Annotated in this window: 13 protein-coding genes, 1 tRNA gene and 1 rRNA gene; 5 read left to right on the plus strand and 10 right to left on the minus strand. The window is 41.1% G+C overall.

What is annotated here, in order from left to right; genetic code table 11:
• Position 1 precedes the first annotated feature (1 nt).
• A complete protein-coding gene (locus HWV02_RS02805; RefSeq protein WP_211689642.1) occupies positions 2-790 on the plus strand; it encodes a heme ABC transporter ATP-binding protein in 789 nt (262 codons plus the stop codon).
• A gap of 63 nt (positions 791-853) precedes the next feature.
• Positions 854-1,342, plus strand: a complete 489-nt coding sequence (folA, locus tag HWV02_RS02810) for a type 3 dihydrofolate reductase (RefSeq protein WP_211678367.1) — start codon at positions 854-856, stop codon at positions 1,340-1,342.
• A gap of 125 nt (positions 1,343-1,467) precedes the next feature.
• Here the strand turns inward: folA and putP are convergent, their stop codons facing one another.
• From putP to lptD, 7 genes are all read right to left on the minus strand, one after another.
• A complete protein-coding gene (gene putP / locus HWV02_RS02815; RefSeq protein ID WP_211678368.1) occupies positions 1,468-2,958 on the minus strand; it encodes a sodium/proline symporter PutP in 1,491 nt (496 codons plus the stop codon).
• A gap of 209 nt (positions 2,959-3,167) precedes the next feature.
• Positions 3,168-3,992: a symmetrical bis(5'-nucleosyl)-tetraphosphatase gene (locus tag HWV02_RS02820; protein WP_211689643.1), complete on the minus strand. Its 825-nt coding sequence runs from the start codon at positions 3,990-3,992 to the stop codon at positions 3,168-3,170.
• A gap of 59 nt (positions 3,993-4,051) precedes the next feature.
• The gene (locus HWV02_RS02825; protein ID WP_211678370.1) at positions 4,052-4,429 is read right to left on the minus strand and encodes an ApaG domain; all 378 of its coding nucleotides are present in this window, start codon (positions 4,427-4,429) and stop codon (positions 4,052-4,054) included.
• A gap of 14 nt (positions 4,430-4,443) precedes the next feature.
• On the minus strand, positions 4,444-5,262 hold the full coding sequence (gene rsmA, locus HWV02_RS02830; RefSeq protein ID WP_211678371.1) for a 16S rRNA (adenine(1518)-N(6)/adenine(1519)-N(6))-dimethyltransferase RsmA: 819 nt from the start codon (positions 5,260-5,262) through the stop codon (positions 4,444-4,446).
• Positions 5,259-6,242 carry a 4-hydroxythreonine-4-phosphate dehydrogenase PdxA gene (gene pdxA, locus HWV02_RS02835; RefSeq protein ID WP_211678372.1) on the minus strand — a complete coding sequence of 328 codons (984 nt, stop codon included), beginning with the start codon at positions 6,240-6,242 and terminating at the stop codon, positions 5,259-5,261. The genes rsmA and pdxA overlap by 4 nt, the downstream gene beginning before the upstream one ends.
• 12 nt (positions 6,243-6,254) lie before the next feature.
• Positions 6,255-7,553 (minus strand): peptidylprolyl isomerase SurA, encoded by a 1,299-nt coding sequence (surA, locus tag HWV02_RS02840; protein ID WP_211689644.1) that lies wholly within the window; start codon positions 7,551-7,553, stop codon positions 6,255-6,257.
• A 252-nt stretch (positions 7,554-7,805) separates the two neighbouring features.
• Positions 7,806-10,238, minus strand: coding sequence for an LPS assembly protein LptD (gene lptD / locus HWV02_RS02845; protein WP_255550587.1), 2,433 nt, complete (start codon positions 10,236-10,238; stop codon positions 7,806-7,808).
• A 190-nt stretch (positions 10,239-10,428) separates the two neighbouring features.
• Here lptD and djlA point away from each other — a divergent pair, with 190 nt between their 5' ends.
• Entirely contained in the window at positions 10,429-11,220 is a 792-nt protein-coding gene (gene djlA / locus HWV02_RS02850; protein WP_211674002.1) for a co-chaperone DjlA, read from the plus strand.
• Here the strand turns inward: djlA and HWV02_RS02855 are convergent.
• From HWV02_RS02855 to rapA, 3 genes are all read right to left on the minus strand, one after another.
• Positions 11,217-12,032 (minus strand): DUF3530 family protein, encoded by an 816-nt coding sequence (locus tag HWV02_RS02855; protein WP_211678375.1) that lies wholly within the window; start codon positions 12,030-12,032, stop codon positions 11,217-11,219. The genes djlA and HWV02_RS02855 overlap by 4 nt on opposite strands.
• Positions 12,033-12,059: 27 nt before the next feature.
• Positions 12,060-12,749: a pseudouridine synthase gene (locus HWV02_RS02860; protein ID WP_211689646.1), complete on the minus strand. Its 690-nt coding sequence runs from the start codon at positions 12,747-12,749 to the stop codon at positions 12,060-12,062.
• Positions 12,750-12,879: 130 nt separating this feature from the next.
• Positions 12,880-15,792, minus strand: coding sequence for an RNA polymerase-associated protein RapA (rapA, locus tag HWV02_RS02865; protein ID WP_211689647.1), 2,913 nt, complete (start codon positions 15,790-15,792; stop codon positions 12,880-12,882).
• A gap of 559 nt (positions 15,793-16,351) precedes the next feature.
• Here rapA and HWV02_RS02870 point away from each other — a divergent pair.
• Both HWV02_RS02870 and HWV02_RS02875 read left to right on the plus strand, forming a co-directional pair.
• Positions 16,352-17,896 (plus strand): 16S ribosomal RNA (locus tag HWV02_RS02870).
• 119 nt (positions 17,897-18,015) lie between these two features.
• Positions 18,016-18,091 (plus strand) — tRNA-Glu (locus HWV02_RS02875).
• Positions 18,092-18,146 lie beyond the last annotated feature (55 nt).

Below are 18,146 nucleotides of genomic sequence, written 5' to 3' on the forward strand. Positions count from 1 at the left end.
GATGTCAAACACGACAAAACCGGTACTGCATTGCCAGCAGCTAAACTATCATATTGCCGGTAAATGTATTTTTAATGATCTCAATTTGACGTTAGAGGAAGGGGAGTTTTTGGCTGTTCTCGGCCCTAATGGTGCAGGTAAAAGCTCATTGTTTAAAGCCATCACCGGAGAGCTGAAACCTACCTCGGGGGCAATATTCTTAAACGGTGAAGTACGTAACAGCATTAGCATGAGTGAGATTGCGAAGACGTTGGCGGTATTGCCGCAAAGTGCCAGTTTAAGTTTTGCATTTCAAGTGATTGATGTGGTGATGATGGGTGGCTTACAGGCCGACTGTAGCCAAGCTAAAGTAAAAGATCTCGCCGATATTGTTCTAACTGAACAAGAAATTGATCATTTAAGAATCCGATCTTATCCAACATTATCGGGTGGTGAAAAGCAGCGCGTGCATTTTGCGCGAGTGCTGTTGCAATTAGCGGTGGGCAATAAGAACAAACCGCAGTTACTATTATTAGATGAGCCAACAGCAGCGTTGGATATAAATTATCAACATCAATTATTAAAGAGCGCCAAGCATCTAGCGCAGACAGGGGTGGCGGTTATTGCGGTATTACATGATCTTAATTTGGCGGCTAAGTATGCTGACCGGATTATCTTATTGAAAGAAGGTAATATCTGCGCCAATGGCAGCCCTGAGCAGGTGGTGACCACTGATAATATCCGTGATGTTTATGGCTATGAAAGCACCGTTATTAACAATTCTGATTTTTCGCACCCGATTGTGATGTAATTCTGGTGATCGTGGATATGCTGGTGTACCGTAACAAACCTATTGTTTGATTAAGGAGTTGTTGTGATTGTTTCAATGATCGCCGCACTGGCGAATAACCGCGTGATTGGTTTAGATAATAAGATGCCGTGGCATTTACCTGCTGAGTTACAACTGTTTAAACGTGCGACGCTAGGTAAACCTATCGTGATGGGGCGTAATACCTTTGAATCAATTGGTCGCCCATTACCGGGGCGTTTAAACATCGTATTAAGTCGACAAACAGATTATAAGCCAGAAGGCGTTACTGTTGTTGCTACGCTAGATGATGCAGTCGTGGCAGCTGGTGATGTGGAAGAGTTGATGATCATTGGCGGGGCGACGATTTACAACCAATGCTTAGCCGCCGCTGACCGTTTGTATTTGACCCATATTGAATTAACAACAGAAGGGGATACTTGGTTCCCTGATTATGAGCAGTACAATTGGCAAGAAATTGAACACGAGTACTATGCGGCAGATGATAAAAATCCGCACGATTACCGCTTTAGTTTACTTGAACGAGTGAAGTAGCTATTAGCTGACGAATAGAATGACGCAGAGTGAACTAGACTAAAAAATAAAATGCCGCGCTAGTGATAGCGCGGCATTTTTTTATCGTTAATTTTTACTATTAACTTAGTTCGTGCTGGTGGCTATTACGCCATTGTATCTAAGCTAGATTCGAATTCGTCGAATTGAGCGTGGATACTTTCGTCTTCTTGTTTACCAATCAGTGAAATGATAACAATCGCGAGAGAAGCAAGGATGATACCTGGTACGATTTCATAGAGGTCAAAAATACCGCCACTTAATTGTTTCCACACAACAACTGTAACTGCACCAACAATAATACCTGCAAGCGCACCGTTACGCGTCATACCACGCCAGTATAGCGAGATGATTAATGCTGGACCAAATGCAGCACCAAAACCAGCCCATGCGTAAGATACTAAGCCAAGTACTGAGCTGTCAGGGTTAAGGGCAAGCAACAATGCAATGATAGACAGACCAACCACACCAAAGCGACCAACAGTAACAAGCTCTTCACTTGTTGCTTGTGGACGAATTAACTGTTTGTAGAAATCTTCAGCCAGTGCTGATGATGATACAAGTAGTTGTGAATCAGCAGTACTCATGATTGCAGCTAAGATCGCAGCAAGTAGAATACCAGCAACAACAGGGTGAAAGATGCTGTTCACTAATAACATGAAGATCGTTTCAGCGTCAGCGATAGTGATATTGTTCGTATTCGTATACACCAGACCCACTAGACCTACTAACATTGCACCAAACATAGACAATAAAGTCCAAACAACCGCAATATGACGTGCTTTAACAAGGTCTTTATTACTACGTGTTGCTTTGAAACGCGCAAGAATATGTGGTTGACCGAAATAACCTAGGCCCCAAGCAACTAATGAAATGATTGCAATTGCGCTCAGGTCTTCACCTTTGCTGTTTTGCCATATTGTCAGTAGTTCCGGATTAATGTCGTTCATGGCAGATGCTAGATCGCTAAAGCTACCGTCCATCGCGCTGAGAGGCACGATTAATAGTGCCGCTGACATCAACAGGCCTTGTACTAAATCAGTCCAAGATACAGCAAGGAAACCACCGAATAGCGTATAAGAAACTACACATACCGTACCGAGTACAACTGCGATTTGATAATCTAGACCAAATACTGTTTCAAATAATTTACCGCCAGCCACTAATCCTGCGCTTGTATAGAACAAGAAGAACATTAGGATAAAGAATGCTGAACAAATTTGAATGGCCTTTGAGTTGTCTTTAAAACGACGTGATAGGAATTCTGGTAAGGTGATTGACTTAGTTACGATACTGTAGGTACGTAAACGTTTCGCACAGATCAACCAGTTAAGCCAAGTACCAATTAATAAACCACCTGCTAACCAGATCGCTTCCATACCGGCGGCATACGCATAACCCGGTAAGCCAAGTAGCAACCAGCCGCTCATGTCTGAAGCACCTGCAGATAGAGCCGCAGGCCAAGGACCTAAATTACGGCCACCTAAAAAATAGTCTGTTGAGCTCTTGGTTTGTCGATAAGCATACACACCGATACCAAGCATAACAGCAAGGTAAACAAGGAATGTAGCTGTAATAATGAAATTATTTTCAATCATGTATATAAGCCTTAGTTGTAAAGTCGTTATTTTTTACTTTTTATTTTTATAGCTAAACTCAACCAAACCACGTCAATATACTTGTTCGCGATAATATTGATGTGGTTTGGCTAAAATTAGGGTGCAGTATATACGAACAGTTATGTTATTACTTAACATTAAAGCAACACTGTGATAACCCGCGTATTATTTAATCTTATTCTAGTCAATTATGTCGCATGAGTTAGGCATGGAACGGAAAAAACTGCCTTATCTTCCCAGCGTAACATAGTTAAGCTGTTTCCCCATACGCAGCCAGTATCAAGTGTTGTCGCATTTTTATGGCTGCAATTTCCTTCTAATGCAGCCCAATGACCAAAAATAACATGGGCGCCCTCAAGGTGTGAACCCGTGACTTCATACCAAGGTATATGCTGCATATTATTATTTGTCGTTGGTGAATGCTTGTTGTGAAACTCTAGCTGTCCATTCGGTGCGCAAAAACGCATTCGGGTAAAGGCATTAATAATAAATCGCAAGCGATCGAAACTTTGTAGATCTTCTCGCCAATAATCAGGTTGGGCACCGTACATGTTTGCGAGTAATGCCAAGTAATCATCGCCACGCAATTGTATACTAACCTCTTCTGCATAGCGTTTTGCTTGTTGCTGGGTCCATTGTGGACTGATACCGGCATGTACCATGATAATATTGAAGGCATCATGATATGCAAGTAGTGGTTGCTGACGTAGCCATAATAGCAATTCATCTTTGTCTTCTGCTGCAAAGATCGCCTGCGTTTTATCCTTAGGGTTTAGCTTAGCTAACCCTGCGTCAATAGCGAGTAAATGTAAATCATGATTACCAAGTACGGTGACAGCAGCAGAACCGAGCTGTTTAACAAAACGCAGTGTTTCTAATGATTTTGGTCCTCGGGCAACAAGATCCCCTGTTAACCAAAGTTTATCTTGGCGTGGATCGAAATTAACTTGCTGTAACAAATGTTGCAGATCGTCGAAACAACCTTGAATATCACCAACAAAATAAGTTGCCATGTATAAATTACCTTTCTAGCTGAGCGTGATGAAGTATGTGCGTTAACGCGTTTAATTGATTAGTGTAAAAGATTTGGTGTGACAAGACGAAATGGTTCGATAGTGATCACCACTAATTCACTGGCACTGAGTTGTAATTCTATCTTTCCCTGAACGATACTCAATGGAGAATGGGTAATTATATCATTGCTATAGCAAAAATCTTGTTGTGAAGAGATAAGATAATCATTATCTTGAAATGGGTTGTTTAATTCGGAAACTGTGCCGTCGCCGTCAGTGAGTAATAGCTGGATATTTGATAAGTTAACAGACTGGCTTAATGGATTGGTTAAAGTAATGGTATAAGTAAAGAAGTACCTGTGTTGTGCTGGTACAGATACTTCTTCGATATATTCGGTGTCAATGGTAAGAGTGAATGAATCAGCGATACTTACCATTGATACGAACTGTCTTAATCCGCTGCTTGCATTGGATTATCGGTTACGAAATTTGCAATCGTAACATAGTTTTCAAGCGTTAAGTTTTCAGGGCGTAGAGAAACGTTAATTCCTAGCGCTTCAATGTCATCAACCGAAATCACTTTTTTCAAGCTATTACGAATTGTTTTACGACGTTGGTTAAAGGCACTTGTCACTACGTGGTTAAGTACTTTTAAGCTTTTCGCGGGATGCGGTAATACAGCATGTGGCTCTAAACGAACTACCGCTGAATCGACTTTTGGTGCAGGTCTAAATGCTTCAGGACCCACTTCAAGTACTGGTGTTACATTACAGTAGTATTGCGTCATGACTGTTAAGCGGCCATAACTTTTAGTGTTATGGTTAGCGGCTAAACGTTGTACAACTTCTTTTTGTAACATGAAGTGCATATCTTGGATATCTTCATGGAATTCAAATAAGTGGAACATCAACGGCGTTGAAATATTGTAAGGTAAATTACCAAAAATACGCATTTTCATATTCGGTTTGATTAACTGATTAAAATCAAAACGCATTGCGTCTGCTTGGTTAATGTCTAACTTTTTAGATAGTACCGGGTGTTGCTCTAGGCGTTCAGCAAGATCTCTATCCAGCTCTACAACTGTCATCTTATCGAGACAAGCTGCTACAGGCTCGGTTAAGGCGCCTAAACCTGGACCAATTTCAATTAGGTTTTCACCTTTTTGCGGATTAATCGATGCAACAATTTGACCAATTACATAGGCATCATGTAAGAAGTTTTGACCAAAACGTTTTTTCGCGGTGTGACCTAAATGGACCTTGTCGTTCATGCGTGTTTCTCTACCATTTCTATTGCTTGGTTTACTGCTGTAAACATACTGCCGGCGTCGGCTGTTCCAGTACCTGCAAGTTCAATTGCAGTACCGTGATCAACTGATGTACGGATAAAAGGTAAGCCCAGGGTAATATTTACTGAGCTGCCAAAACCAACCGATTTTAATACCGGTAATCCTTGGTCATGATACATTGCTAATACAACGTCAGCATCGTTAAGATACTTAGGCTGGAACAAGGTATCTGCAGGGAGGGGGCCTGTCAAATCCATACCCTCATCGCGAAGTTTCATTAACGTCGGAGAAATTATTTCAATTTCTTCGCGACCTAGATGTCCATCTTCGCCTGCATGTGGATTAAGTCCACATACATAAATTTTTGGTCGTTCAATACCAAATTTAGTTTTCATTTCAGCGTGAAGGATGCGAATAATATTACTTAATCGCTCTTCTGTTATCGCTTTTGCGACATACGCGAGTGGAATATGTGTGGTGACTAATGCCACTCGTAATCCAGTTGTTGCAAGTAGCATTACCACATCCGCGGTTTCTGATTGCTGCGCAAAAAACTCAGTGTGACCACTAAAAGACACACCCGCTTTATTAATAATGCCTTTATTTACAGGTCCTGTTACGACAGCGTTAAACTCTGCAGACATGTTTTTTTCACATGCGAATTGCAGAGTATCTAATACGTAGCGGCCATTCGTCTCATTAAGCTTACCTGGTTCTGCAGGTGCAGCCATTTTCATTGGTGCGATAGTTAGGGTGCCAGCACGTTGTGGTTGTGCTGGTATACTTGGGTTATATTCGATTAATTCAATCGTTTTCCCCAGTATTTTTGCTCGAGATAAAATGAGTTCTGGATCTGCGCAAAGTACGAGCTCTACTGGCCAGTCTTGCTTCGTTAATTCCAGTACAAGATCTGGACCAATACCAGCGGGCTCACCTGGAGTTATTGCTATTCGATGAGTCACATTTTCACCTGTTTACGATTCATTATCTAAAATACGAATATAAGCTTCTTGTTTTAATTCATTTAACCAAGCTTGGCTTTCTTCCGCTGCACGACGATTATACAACAATTGCCATGCTTTTTGGCGATTTGCTTTATCTGTCGTATCTTGTGTACGTCTATCAAGTAGTTGTACTATGTGCCAGCCATGGCTAGAACGAAATGCAGGGCTAATTTCACCTTTCTTCAAGTCTTTTAGCGCTAATTTAAATGCAGGTACATAGATATTTGGATCTGCCCAGCCCAATTCACCGCCTTTGAGGGCAGAGCCTGTGTCATCTGAATAGGCTTTCGCTAGTTCAGTAAAGTCCGCATCACCTGATTTAATTCGGGCTAAATAATCATTTAATAATGATTTCGCTTTGTCGTCGCTTAAGATTACTGATGGTTTCACCAGAATATGACGTGCATTGACTTCTTTTGTCATTACCGTTTCTACGCCACGCATATCGGTAATTTTGATGATATGTAATCCAGCGCCACTGCGGATAGGACCTATGATGTCTCCTTTTTTGGCATTGGTCACTGCTTCTGCGAATAGAGTCGGCATTTCATTGATATTCATCCAGCCCCAATCGCCACCATCAAGTGCTTTTGGACCTGCAGAGACGGCTAAAGCGAGACTTGAGAATACTTCGCCTGCATTTAGCTGTGTTTGTATATCGGCAATTTTAGTTTGTAATGCTTCCATCGTCGCGCTATCAGCGTCGTTAGGGACACGTAGCATGATATGGCTTACACGATATTGTATATTTTTCTGTCCCTGTTCGTTGATGATCGCAAGTAGGTTATCAACGTCTTGATCCGAAATGGTGATACGACGACGCATTTGCATACGCTGCACTTCATTGGTTAATAACTGAATGCGTAATTCTTCTTTATAGTCGTTAAAATTACCACCGTCAGCAAGGATACTTTCACGCAGCTGTTCAACGGTTTGGTTATTATCTTTCGCAATGTTGTTTAACGTATCATCGAGCTGAGCATTACTAATACGCATGCCCATTTTCTTTGCCATTTGTAACTGTAGGCTATCAATGATGAGTTTATCTAACGCTTGCTGGGTCAGTACCTCTTGCGACGGTAAAGTTTGGCCTGCTTTTGTTGCTCGTTTCGTTACCGAGCTTGTTAATGCGTTGACATCACTCGCTAAAATAACTTCTTCATTCACAATTGCAATCACTTCATCGAGCTTAGTTAGCTCGGCCTGAGCTTGCCAGCTCGCTACAACTATGACCCCGGATAATAGAGTCTTAATTACTTTTTTAATCACTTTATTAATTCCTATTCAATATCGACTATAACTGAGACAGCAGTAGGCTGAAAACTATCAATTTTTACCACGGGAAAGTATGAGGATTGTCTAATTCGCTGAAAACCGAGGTGAAAAAGTAAGCGGAAGTATACCTTGTCAGGCTTTCAATGCAATCGTCATAAGCTGTAAATCCCTTTTTGACTGATAACGGCGGGTTAATTACCACCGTTATCATGCCTAAGGTGTATGTCTAAAATTTTATAAACCACACTATTTACGTAATTGGAACGGTTGACCGTATGTAAATAAACTTTCAGCTCCTATACTATTAATATTACCCCCCATACCGCCCAAACCTTTTAGCTCGAACATCAGCGATGGACCCTGATCAAACTCTGTTTTGCCAGTACTAATATTGTGTGATTTCAGGCGATAGCTATAATCAAGACGAATTGCCCAACAGCATGATTCATATTTAATACCGACAAAAGCGTCTTGGGTTATTTTATTTTCAACATCGTAGTAATAACTTGCACCCATGTCCCACTGATTATTGATTGGTAAGATATATTTTGAACCAACTTGGTTGATTGTCGAATTAACTGCGCGATTTGGATTTTCCAGTATAGATGCGGTATCTTCAATATAACGGTAGTTGAATTGTACCCGTTGACCACGGTCAAAGCGATATTCAATCGCGGCGTCTGCACGACGTACTAGATTATCTTCGTGAGCATATTCAATACTGTTATTAAAGAATAAATTATCGTTAATCTTAACATCTGTTTCCATTACGATACTTGATGTCGTCACGTCAGTGTTATCTGTCTTCGTCTTCGCCTCTGGAGATATACCAACTTGAGTATCACCAAAGTAAACGATTTGACCAAGCGCAAAGCGGAACCTTTCACTGCCTATTTTATCGAATACACGGCTTGTTAAACCAATTGTAAATTGATTTGTATCGGCAATACGGTCATAACCAATATAAGTACGATCACGGTATAAGCCTATAAAGTCTTGTTGAATAGTCGATGAATCGTAAATACCAATGTTGTCTTGGTTTTTATATGGAATATATAAGTATTGGACTTGCGGCTCCAAAGTCTGAGTTAATTGATTACTAAACCAAGATGTCGAACGCTCAAAATTTAAACCTGCGTGTAATCTAGTTGTTGGTATTACACGAACAACTTCTTCGTCTAATTTACCTTTATAGCCATTCTTAAAATTGCCATTATCGGACTCGTTAAATGTTTGAGAGTAGTAAGTCATAGGTAGTTTAAATTCGGCAACCGCAAAACCTGCTGGGCGCTCATAAGGGAAACTAATGCCTGGCTCTATGTGGGTTCTGATACCGCTGTATACTTGACTGTTAGAGTGTGAAAAATTAGTCATTTCACTATAAACGGACAGCTCAATCGGATTATTATCGAATTGTTGGTAACCGGTAAAAGCGATCTTCGGCAATACTTTATGTGGTGTTACAGCATCACTTAAAATTTGAAAATCACGGACTTCAAATTGTGATGACGTCATATCTGTATTATAAGTCAAGGCTGCAGTTCTAAGTAGTGTATTGCTGTCTCGAGAACCTACTGTCGTATCAAGGTCAGTAAAATAGTCGTCATCATTGACGTGTGTATAGCTAGCGTTGAAGTTTAAATGGTCATTTAAATTACCGTTCTGATCCCAATGGTAGAGGACGCGATCAGTATTTTTTTTGTTATCATCAGTCTTTTTATCATTGGCGGCTTGGACTTTTTTATCATCACCAAGATATTCAACATTAATATTACCACTTTGCTCAGCGACTAAATAACGAAATTTAGTGGTTAATTGGACACCACGCTTCTTCATATAAGTTGGTGTTATTGTCATGTCATAGTTTGGCGCTATATTCCAATAGAATGGCTGAGAGAGGGTAATACCATTTCCTAATGAATCATCATATGATGGGAATAATAAACCTGTTCTACGCTTATTTGTCGTTGGATAAGTAAAATATGGCATATAGAAAACGGGAACTTCTTTAAAATACAACGTTGCGTTATAAGCTTCAGCAACTTCATCTGTATTATCGATGTCAATAGAAGATGCACGTAACACCCAGCTATTATCTCCATAGGGACATTGGGTATAAGTCGAGCGCTGCATTAAAATATTGTCGCCACTATTAGTAACATAAACTTTTTTAGCTTTACCATTAGCGGCTTGACCATGTAGTAAATAATCTACCTGTGTTAGCTCGGCATCTTTGGTGTCTAAGTTTGCTTTCAATGAGCGACCATTCATTGTCGCCGTACTGCCTTCTAATACAACATTACCTTCGGCGGTTAAGATATTGGTTAACTGATACAAAATGATTTCATCAGCGGATAATTCTCGATTACCTTGAGTAAAGTTCACATCACCGGTAAAAATAGCTTTGTTACCTTGGATTACTTTCGCATCATCTGATAATAGCTGGATCTCGTTAGCGGCTTTAGTATCTGTAATTGGAGGCTTTATCGCAGGCACATAAGGGTAGCATTGTTTAAACAAGCTTAGCTCAGCTAATTCGGACGAAGCTGTGACGTCATCAATGATAGTTGAAATACCATCTTCATTGGTGATAATTGTAGCTGCGCTAGCTGAGAATACGACACCGCTGAGTGTTGAAAATAAGGTAAAAAGGCGCATTTTAACAATCCATTTTGTCATCGATAATTTCATTAAAATTAATAAATAGTTGGATATAATAATCCATATTACAGCGATAGACCATTTAATGGCTGGTTTTATCCCGTAAACCTGCAAAAAGATGATGAGATTGATTGATTTGTTACATTTTAAACAGTCATAATACAGCGCTTATATAAATATATGTCATTTTTGCTTGGTAGCTACTTTTATGAATATGTTGTTTTACATTTTACTATCCGCGATCGGTATTAAATTCGGCGGATTTTTTGGTGCGATTTTTATGATCTGGGTTGGCTCTATATTAAAGCGCCAGTTTGGACCTCGACTCGGTATTGATACTCGGCCTGCTGCGCATAAGCGTCAGGATATTTTCTTACATACCTCATTTTCGGTGATGGGGCACATGGCAAAAGCGGACGGTCACGTTACCGAAGCTGAAATTCATGTCGCTACGCAGTTAATGGACCGAATGAAACTGACAGGCGAAACTCGTCGTGCAGCTCAAGTATCATTCAATCAGGGTAAGGAAGCTGATTTCCCGTTAGAGCAAACGGTTCGAGATTTTCGCCGTGTAAGTGTGTTACGTCGAGATCTGATTAAAATGTTCCTGGAGATACAAATTCAGGCTGCTTTTGCCGATCTTGAATTGTCCACAGCAGAGCGTGATATCCTTCATCGTATCGGTGCGATCTTGGGTGTGACGACTCAGGACATGGATAATTTATTACGCATGATGGAAGCGGAATTACGTTCGCACCGCCATGGCAGTAAAGTAAGCCGTGAAGAAGCATTAACTAACGCCTATCAGCAATTAGGTGTGAGTGCTGAGGATGACGACAAAGTAATTAAGCGTGCTTATCGTAAATTAATGAATGAACATCATCCGGATAAATTGGTATCGAAAGGTTTGCCAGAAGAAATGATGATTATTGCTAAAGAGAAAGCCCAAGATATCCAAGGTGCTTATGACGTAGTAAAAGAATCGAGAAAAATGCGCTAATACCAGCCGAGTTTAACCAACCAGCCATAAATTATTTGGCTGGTTGCGATTTGAGTCTCAACTTGTCCCTGTAAGCCTATCACTTCAGTTTGTCTGTACTTATCTGTGTTAATACGCTTTTCTGCTATCTGTCTTAATTTTGCTTGATTAATTATCGCTAAGCTATCTGTTTGCGCATACAAATCTAAAATAGGTACTTTTAGTTGGTGCATTTGGCTAATTAGTTGAGATGCTAACGCTGGGGTGGGGCTATGTACACTAAGTAACACAATCGCATCGACGTAAATATCTTTGTTTTTAATCAATACGTTTACCATTGCCTGGCAATTAGCGCCTTGTAAGATTAGTAATCGCTTACTTTTTTGGCTCACTATTTTGTCTTGTAAGATGCGTAATTGCGCTTGTAAACGTTGCTCGGCTTGCTCTGATGTTAAGGTTTGACTTAATGGCGATATAGAATAGGTATGTAATCCTTTATCATTGAGCTGATAGCGCAGAGTTTGGATAATGTTGGGGTTATTAGCTGAGGTATAGGTATCGGAAAAAATCCAACTTGTACCTGTAACTTTTGCTGTCGTTTGTTCAAGCCATAAAGTAAAAAATCGATTTTCTTTATCACCTAACCAAGCCACTTCGCTTGCATTACTGTATTTAGTTAAGTCTTGATCAAACACGCGTTGCTGAGAAATTGGGAAGGCGATTGTCGGCTTATTGGTCTCATTTTTGTCTTTACTCTCTTCAGCATTATTCTCTTCAGCGTATATTTGTAGCGACAAAGTGGATAAAAGTAATAATACAAGCGCCTTAAGCATTCATCATTCCTAAAGTAAATAGTCATACTAATCAATTGGAAAAGGTGGTTTGACCTTAAATGTAATTTTTTTTGATGTTAGGGGATGTTCAATTTCTAACATCGCGGCATGCAGTTGTAAATGCACTGCACTGGCAATACCTTTTTCCGATGCATATAGCTCATCACCCAAGATAGGAGTGCCTAATGCTAACATATGTACACGTAGTTGGTGAGAGCGGCCTGTCACAGGTTTGAGTAATACTGTGGCGCTGGCTTGTTGATTGTTATCGCCATGTTCTTGTTGTTTTGCAATCACCTGCCAATGCGTGAGTGCTGGTTTACCCTCCTCGAAATCAACAAGTTGCCTTGGTCTATTTGGCCAATCACAGCGTAATGGTAAATCAATGCTGCCAGACTCAGCAGTTGGGATACCTTCTAAACGAGCATAGTAATACTTTGCAGTTGAGCGTTGTTGAAATTGTCTGCTGATGTGGCTCTGCGCGGATTTAGTCAATGCCATTAAAATCACACCGGAAGTACACATGTCTAAACGGTGCACAATTGTCGCTGCGGGAAATAATTCTTGTACCCGACTCGCAATACTGTCGGTATGTTCGGGTAATCGCCCTGGTACGCTTAGTAATCCACTCGGCTTATTTAATACAATAATGGCATCGTCTTGATAAACAATATCTAATCGAGGGTGTTGCGGCGGAGCATAAATAAAATCGGGCATAGGGTATATACAATATCGTGAATAATTTAGAAGGTAAGTTTTAAATTACCGTTTGTTAATAATATAAAGTAATAACAAAGGGCTAACCGAAATTAGCACCTTTGTTGCTCGTCATTATAATATGCCTTATTTAGTTCGGTGTAACGACAATAAAGCGTACCGCATCTAGTTTAAGCTGAGCATTATTAATGTGTGTAGTGAGTTCTGCGGTTTGTTTTTCAATAAAGGCCAGTTCTTCATCACGTACATTAGGGTTAATCTTTTGTAATGCTTGTAGACGTTCAAGCTCGACACTCATGTTTTGCTGCATTGTTGCCAGTGCTGCGTTGGTGATTGCTTGCTTTTGATCTTCAGCGACCACTGTTGATTTACCAATAAGGTCGTGAATAATAGTTTGTGATGCTGAAACTAGTTTGGTCGCAATATGGCGATTAATCGCATTAAGCTGACGATTGAAACTATCAAAGTCTACTTTTAATGCCAAATTGTTACAATTCTTATCGAGCAGCAGACGTATTGGCGTTGCGGGTAAGAAACGATTAATTTGACAATAAGGTGGTGCCGAGGTTTCTACTACATAAAGTAGCTCTAATAAAATAGTGCCAGCAGGTAGGGCTGGATTTTTTAATAGTGAAACAGCAGTTGAACCTGTGTCAGACGTCATGATTAATTCAATGCATGCGCGTATTAATGGGTGTTCCCAAGTAAGAAAATGCACATCATCACGCGATAATGCGGTTTCACGATCGAAGGTAACTGTAATGCCGTCTTCAGATAGATGTGGCAAGCTTGGTACTAACATTTGATCTGTCGGTTTTAATATCAGCATATTCTCGCCACGATCTTCTTGGTTTATACCAATAACATCGAATAATCGTATCGCAAAAATAGGGAGCGTAGGACTATCATCATTGGCTTTTAATTGCGTGATAATATCGTCTGATTTACCCAAGCCGTTAGAGTTTAGTTCCAGTAAACGATCTCGACCACTTTCCATTTTTGCTTTTAATACATCGTATTGACTACGTGTATCAGTGATCAATGCATCCGTTGCTGCAACATCAATTTCTTTTGCGGCTAGCTGAGTCAGTAATTCATCTTTTACTTCTGCAAAAATATCGCCACCGATAGGACAAGTATGCTCAAACGCATTTAGGCCATTTTGATACCAGTTTTGTAATACATCCTGTGCGGTATTGCTAAAGAAAGGAACGTGAATACTGATGTTATTTTTCTGACCGATACGATCTAAACGACCAATACGTTGCTCAAGTAAATCTGGGTTTAATGGTAAATCGAATAATACGAGGTGTTGTGCAAATTGGAAGTTACGACCTTCAGAACCAATTTCAGAACAAAGTAGAACTTGTGCGCCTGCATCTTCTTGAGCGAAGTAAGCGCCTGCTTTATCACGCTCGATAATAGACATACCTTCATGGAATACTGTTCCACGAATGCCTTCACTTACTCGCAGTGATTCTTCGATTGACATAGCTGTTTCGGCATTAGCTGCAATGACTAATACTTTTTCATTTTTATTGGCAAGTAAGAAGTTTTGTAACCATTCAACACGTGGGTCAAAGCTACACCAAGATGCGTCTTTGCCTTCGAATTCTAAAAATATTTCTTCTGGGTATAGACCACGACGCGCAGCTTCCGCATAACTTGCTGAGCCGTTCATCATTTGTGCGACTTTTAATGACGTTTTATATTGGTCTGGTAGTGCTAAAGGAATTGGCTGATAGTGGCGAGTCGGGAAACCTTTGATTGCAGAGCGCGTATTACGGAATAATAGACGACCTGTGCCATGGCGATCCAATAATTGACTGATGATTGATTGTTTCGCCTGCTGTGCTTCATCTGAATCTGGTGATGCTTGAATTAAAGTCAGCTTGTCTGATATATCAACTTCACTTAATAGTTTAGTTAATGATGTTGCTGTTTCGGGAGAAACGATTGGTGAATCTAATAGTTCTTGTGCTGTTTGCGCAATAACGGAATAACTATTTTCTTCAGCAACGAATGCGGCATAATCATAGAAACGGTTTGGATCTAATAAACGTAAACGTGCAAAGTGACTTTCGTGACCTAGTTGGTCCGGGGTTGCTGTGAGTAGTAATACGCCTGGAGACTTTTGTGCCAATGATTCGACAACTTGATATTCACGACTTGGTTCTGTTTCGCTCCATTTAAGGTGATGGGCTTCATCAACAACCAGTAAATCCCAATCTGCCCCCACGGCTTGCTCAAAACGACGACGCTTTTTACGTAAGAAGTCCAGACTACACAATATCAGCTGTTCAGTTTCGAATGGGTTATCTGCTTCTGCGAGCGATTCGATGCAACGCTCTTCATCAAAGATACTAAAGTGAAGATTGAAACGACGCATCATTTCCACTAACCATTGGTGTTGTAATGTTTCTGGTACCAGAATTAACACACGACTGGCAAGGCCAGCAGTCAGCTGTTGGTGGATGATCAAACCTGCTTCAATGGTTTTACCTAAACCCACTTCATCGGCAAGTAAAACTCGAGGAGCATGACGTTGACCCACTTCGGTTGCAATATGTAATTGATGTGGGATCAGACTTACACGTGGACCTTGAATGCCATTTAATAGAGATTGTTGTTGAGAAAACTGATGCTGTAATGTTTGATGGCGTAATACAAATCGATCCATTCGATCAATTTGGCCTGCAAATAGGCGATCTTGTGGTTTATTAAATTTGATAAAATTGTTCAGGAATGTTTCACGTAAAGAAACTTCTTCACCGGAGTCTTGATGAATACCGACATAAGTAATGATACCTGAGCTTTCTGTTACTTCAGTAACGGTTAAGCTCCAGTCTTCATGAGAGAGTACCTGATCACCGACATTAAACATGACTCGAGTGATCGGCGCTTCGTTACGAGCATATAAACGGTTCTCACCACTTGCAGGAAATAATAGCGTTAACATTCTGCCTTCTATGGCAACTATTGTTCCTAATCCTAATTCTGATTCCGTATCGCTGATCCAGCGCTGACCAAGTTGGAAGGGCATGTATATTCAAACTCCAAAACCGTAAAAAGGGCGCATGTTACCTAAACCAGAGAGTTAGGTCACGTATTAAAGACAAATTAAATAATAGTTTAAATTGACCCAGTAAGTAAATTCTACCTATATAAGTAAATAAAATATAAAAATTGAATAAGTAACCCTCTAAATCATGATAATGACGTGAATGATTTGTCGAAAAGAGCATAGCTAGGTGAACTATTGCTTGTTTTTAATTTGTTTTGTTTGAATTGTGTTCGGTTTTTAAGGTTTATCTTTAAAATGGAACGAAATTTATAAAATCACTTGCCAATGGAGCACCATTATCTATAATGCATCCCACTGACACGGCAACAGCCGCTCAGTATGTTCTTTAACAATTTATTCAAGCAATCTGTGTGAGCACTTGCAGAGATATAATGACCAAAAATTATATCAATGTAATTGTGAACATTAAATTAAATCGAAAGATTTGGTTTTATAAACAACAAACCTCGGTTTGTTGTTGAAGTACAGAATTCATTGAGCCGACTTAATCAACATTGTTGATTAGTCAAAAAACTTTTAATTGAAGAGTTTGATCATGGCTCAGATTGAACGCTGGCGGTAGGCTTAACACATGCAAGTCGAGCGGAAACGAAGAATAGCTTGCTATTCTGGCGTCGAGCGGCGGACGGGTGAGTAATGCTTGGGAATCTGCCTAGTCGAGGGGGACAACAGTTGGAAACGACTGCTAATACCGCATACGACCTACGGGTGAAAGGGGGCCTCTTCTTGAAAGCTCTCGCGACTAGATGAGCCCAAGTGGGATTAGCTTGTTGGTGAGGTAAGAGCTCACCAAGGCGACGATCCCTAGCTGGTCTGAGAGGATGATCAGCCACACTGGAACTGAGACACGGTCCAGACTCCTACGGGAGGCAGCAGTGGGGAATATTGCACAATGGGGGAAACCCTGATGCAGCCATACCGCGTGTATGAAGAAGGCCTTAGGGTTGTAAAGTACTTTCAGCGAGGAGGAAAGGCAGTAGATTAATACTCTACTGCTGTGACGTTACTCGCAGAAGAAGCACCGGCTAACTCCGTGCCAGCAGCCGCGGTAATACGGAGGGTGCAAGCGTTAATCGGAATTACTGGGCGTAAAGCGCATGCAGGCGGTTTGTTAAGCGAGATGTGAAAGCCCCGGGCTCAACCTGGGAACTGCATTTCGAACTGGCAAACTAGAGTTCTTGAGAGGGTGGTAGAATTTCAGGTGTAGCGGTGAAATGCGTAGAGATCTGAAGGAATACCAGTGGCGAAGGCGGCCACCTGGCAAGTAACTGACGCTCAGATGCGAAAGCGTGGGTAGCAAACGGGATTAGATACCCCGGTAGTCCACGCCGTAAACGATGTCTACTCGGAGTTTGGTTCCTTGAGAACTGGGCTCTTAAGCTAACGCATTAAGTAGACCGCCTGGGGAGTACGGCCGCAAGGTTAAAACTCAAATGAATTGACGGGGGCCCGCACAAGCGGTGGAGCATGTGGTTTAATTCGATGCAACGCGAAGAACCTTACCTACTCTTGACATCCATAGAACTTTCCAGAGATGGATTGGTGCCTTCGGGAACTATGAGACAGGTGCTGCATGGCTGTCGTCAGCTCGTGTTGTGAAATGTTGGGTTAAGTCCCGCAACGAGCGCAACCCTTATCCTTATTTGCCAGCACGTAATGGTGGGAACTCTAAGGAGACTGCCGGTGATAAACCGGAGGAAGGTGGGGACGACGTCAAGTCATCATGGCCCTTACGAGTAGGGCTACACACGTGCTACAATGGCGCATACAAAGGGCTGCAAACCAGCAATGGTAAGCGAATCCCATAAAGTGCGTCGTAGTCCGGATTGGGGTCTGCAACTCGACCCCATGAAGTCGGAATCGCTAGTAATCGTGAATCAGAATGTCACGGTGAATACGTTCCCGGGCCTTGTACACACCGCCCGTCACACCATGGGAGTGGGCTGCACCAGAAGTCATTAGCTTAACCTTCGGGAGGGCGATGACCACGGTGTGGTTCATGACTGGGGTGAAGTCGTAACAAGGTAGCCCTAGGGGAACCTGGGGCTGGATCACCTCCTTACGTAAAGTTGTTAATTTTTGTAAGTGCCCACACAAATTGCTTGAATAGAAACGTTAAAGACAGTCTTATGAAAATAAGACAACGTTTGGGATGAAATCCAAACGTAGAAAGTAAATAGTGTCCCGTTCGTCTAGAGGCCTAGGACACCGCCCTTTCACGGCGGTAACACGAGTTCAAATCTCGTACGGGATACCATCTTTCTTCTGTAAAGGAAGATGGAGTATTTTTTCTTTCTGATTAAAAATCAAAG

It is taken from the genome of Moritella sp. 28, from assembly GCF_018219435.1.
GTDB lineage: Bacteria > Pseudomonadota > Gammaproteobacteria > Enterobacterales > Moritellaceae > Moritella.

What these genes read in the sequence shown, in the direction of transcription:
- HWV02_RS02805 (WP_211689642.1), top strand. Translation starts at nt 2, where the DNA reads ATGTCAAACACGACAAAACCGGTACTGCATTGCCAGCAGCTAAACTAT.
- putP (WP_211678368.1), bottom strand. Translation starts at nt 2,958, where the DNA reads ATGATTGAAAATAATTTCATTATTACAGCTACATTCCTTGTTTACCTT.
- HWV02_RS02820 (WP_211689643.1), bottom strand. Translation starts at nt 3,992, where the DNA reads ATGGCAACTTATTTTGTTGGTGATATTCAAGGTTGTTTCGACGATCTG.
- HWV02_RS02825 (WP_211678370.1), bottom strand. Translation starts at nt 4,429, where the DNA reads ATGGTAAGTATCGCTGATTCATTCACTCTTACCATTGACACCGAATAT.
- rsmA (WP_211678371.1), bottom strand. Translation starts at nt 5,262, where the DNA reads ATGAACGACAAGGTCCATTTAGGTCACACCGCGAAAAAACGTTTTGGT.
- lptD (WP_255550587.1), bottom strand. Translation starts at nt 10,238, where the DNA reads ATGACAAAATGGATTGTTAAAATGCGCCTTTTTACCTTATTTTCAACA.
- djlA (WP_211674002.1), top strand. Translation starts at nt 10,429, where the DNA reads ATGAATATGTTGTTTTACATTTTACTATCCGCGATCGGTATTAAATTC.
- HWV02_RS02855 (WP_211678375.1), bottom strand. Translation starts at nt 12,032, where the DNA reads ATGCTTAAGGCGCTTGTATTATTACTTTTATCCACTTTGTCGCTACAA.
- HWV02_RS02860 (WP_211689646.1), bottom strand. Translation starts at nt 12,749, where the DNA reads ATGCCCGATTTTATTTATGCTCCGCCGCAACACCCTCGATTAGATATT.
- rapA (WP_211689647.1), bottom strand. Translation starts at nt 15,792, where the DNA reads ATGCCCTTCCAACTTGGTCAGCGCTGGATCAGCGATACGGAATCAGAA.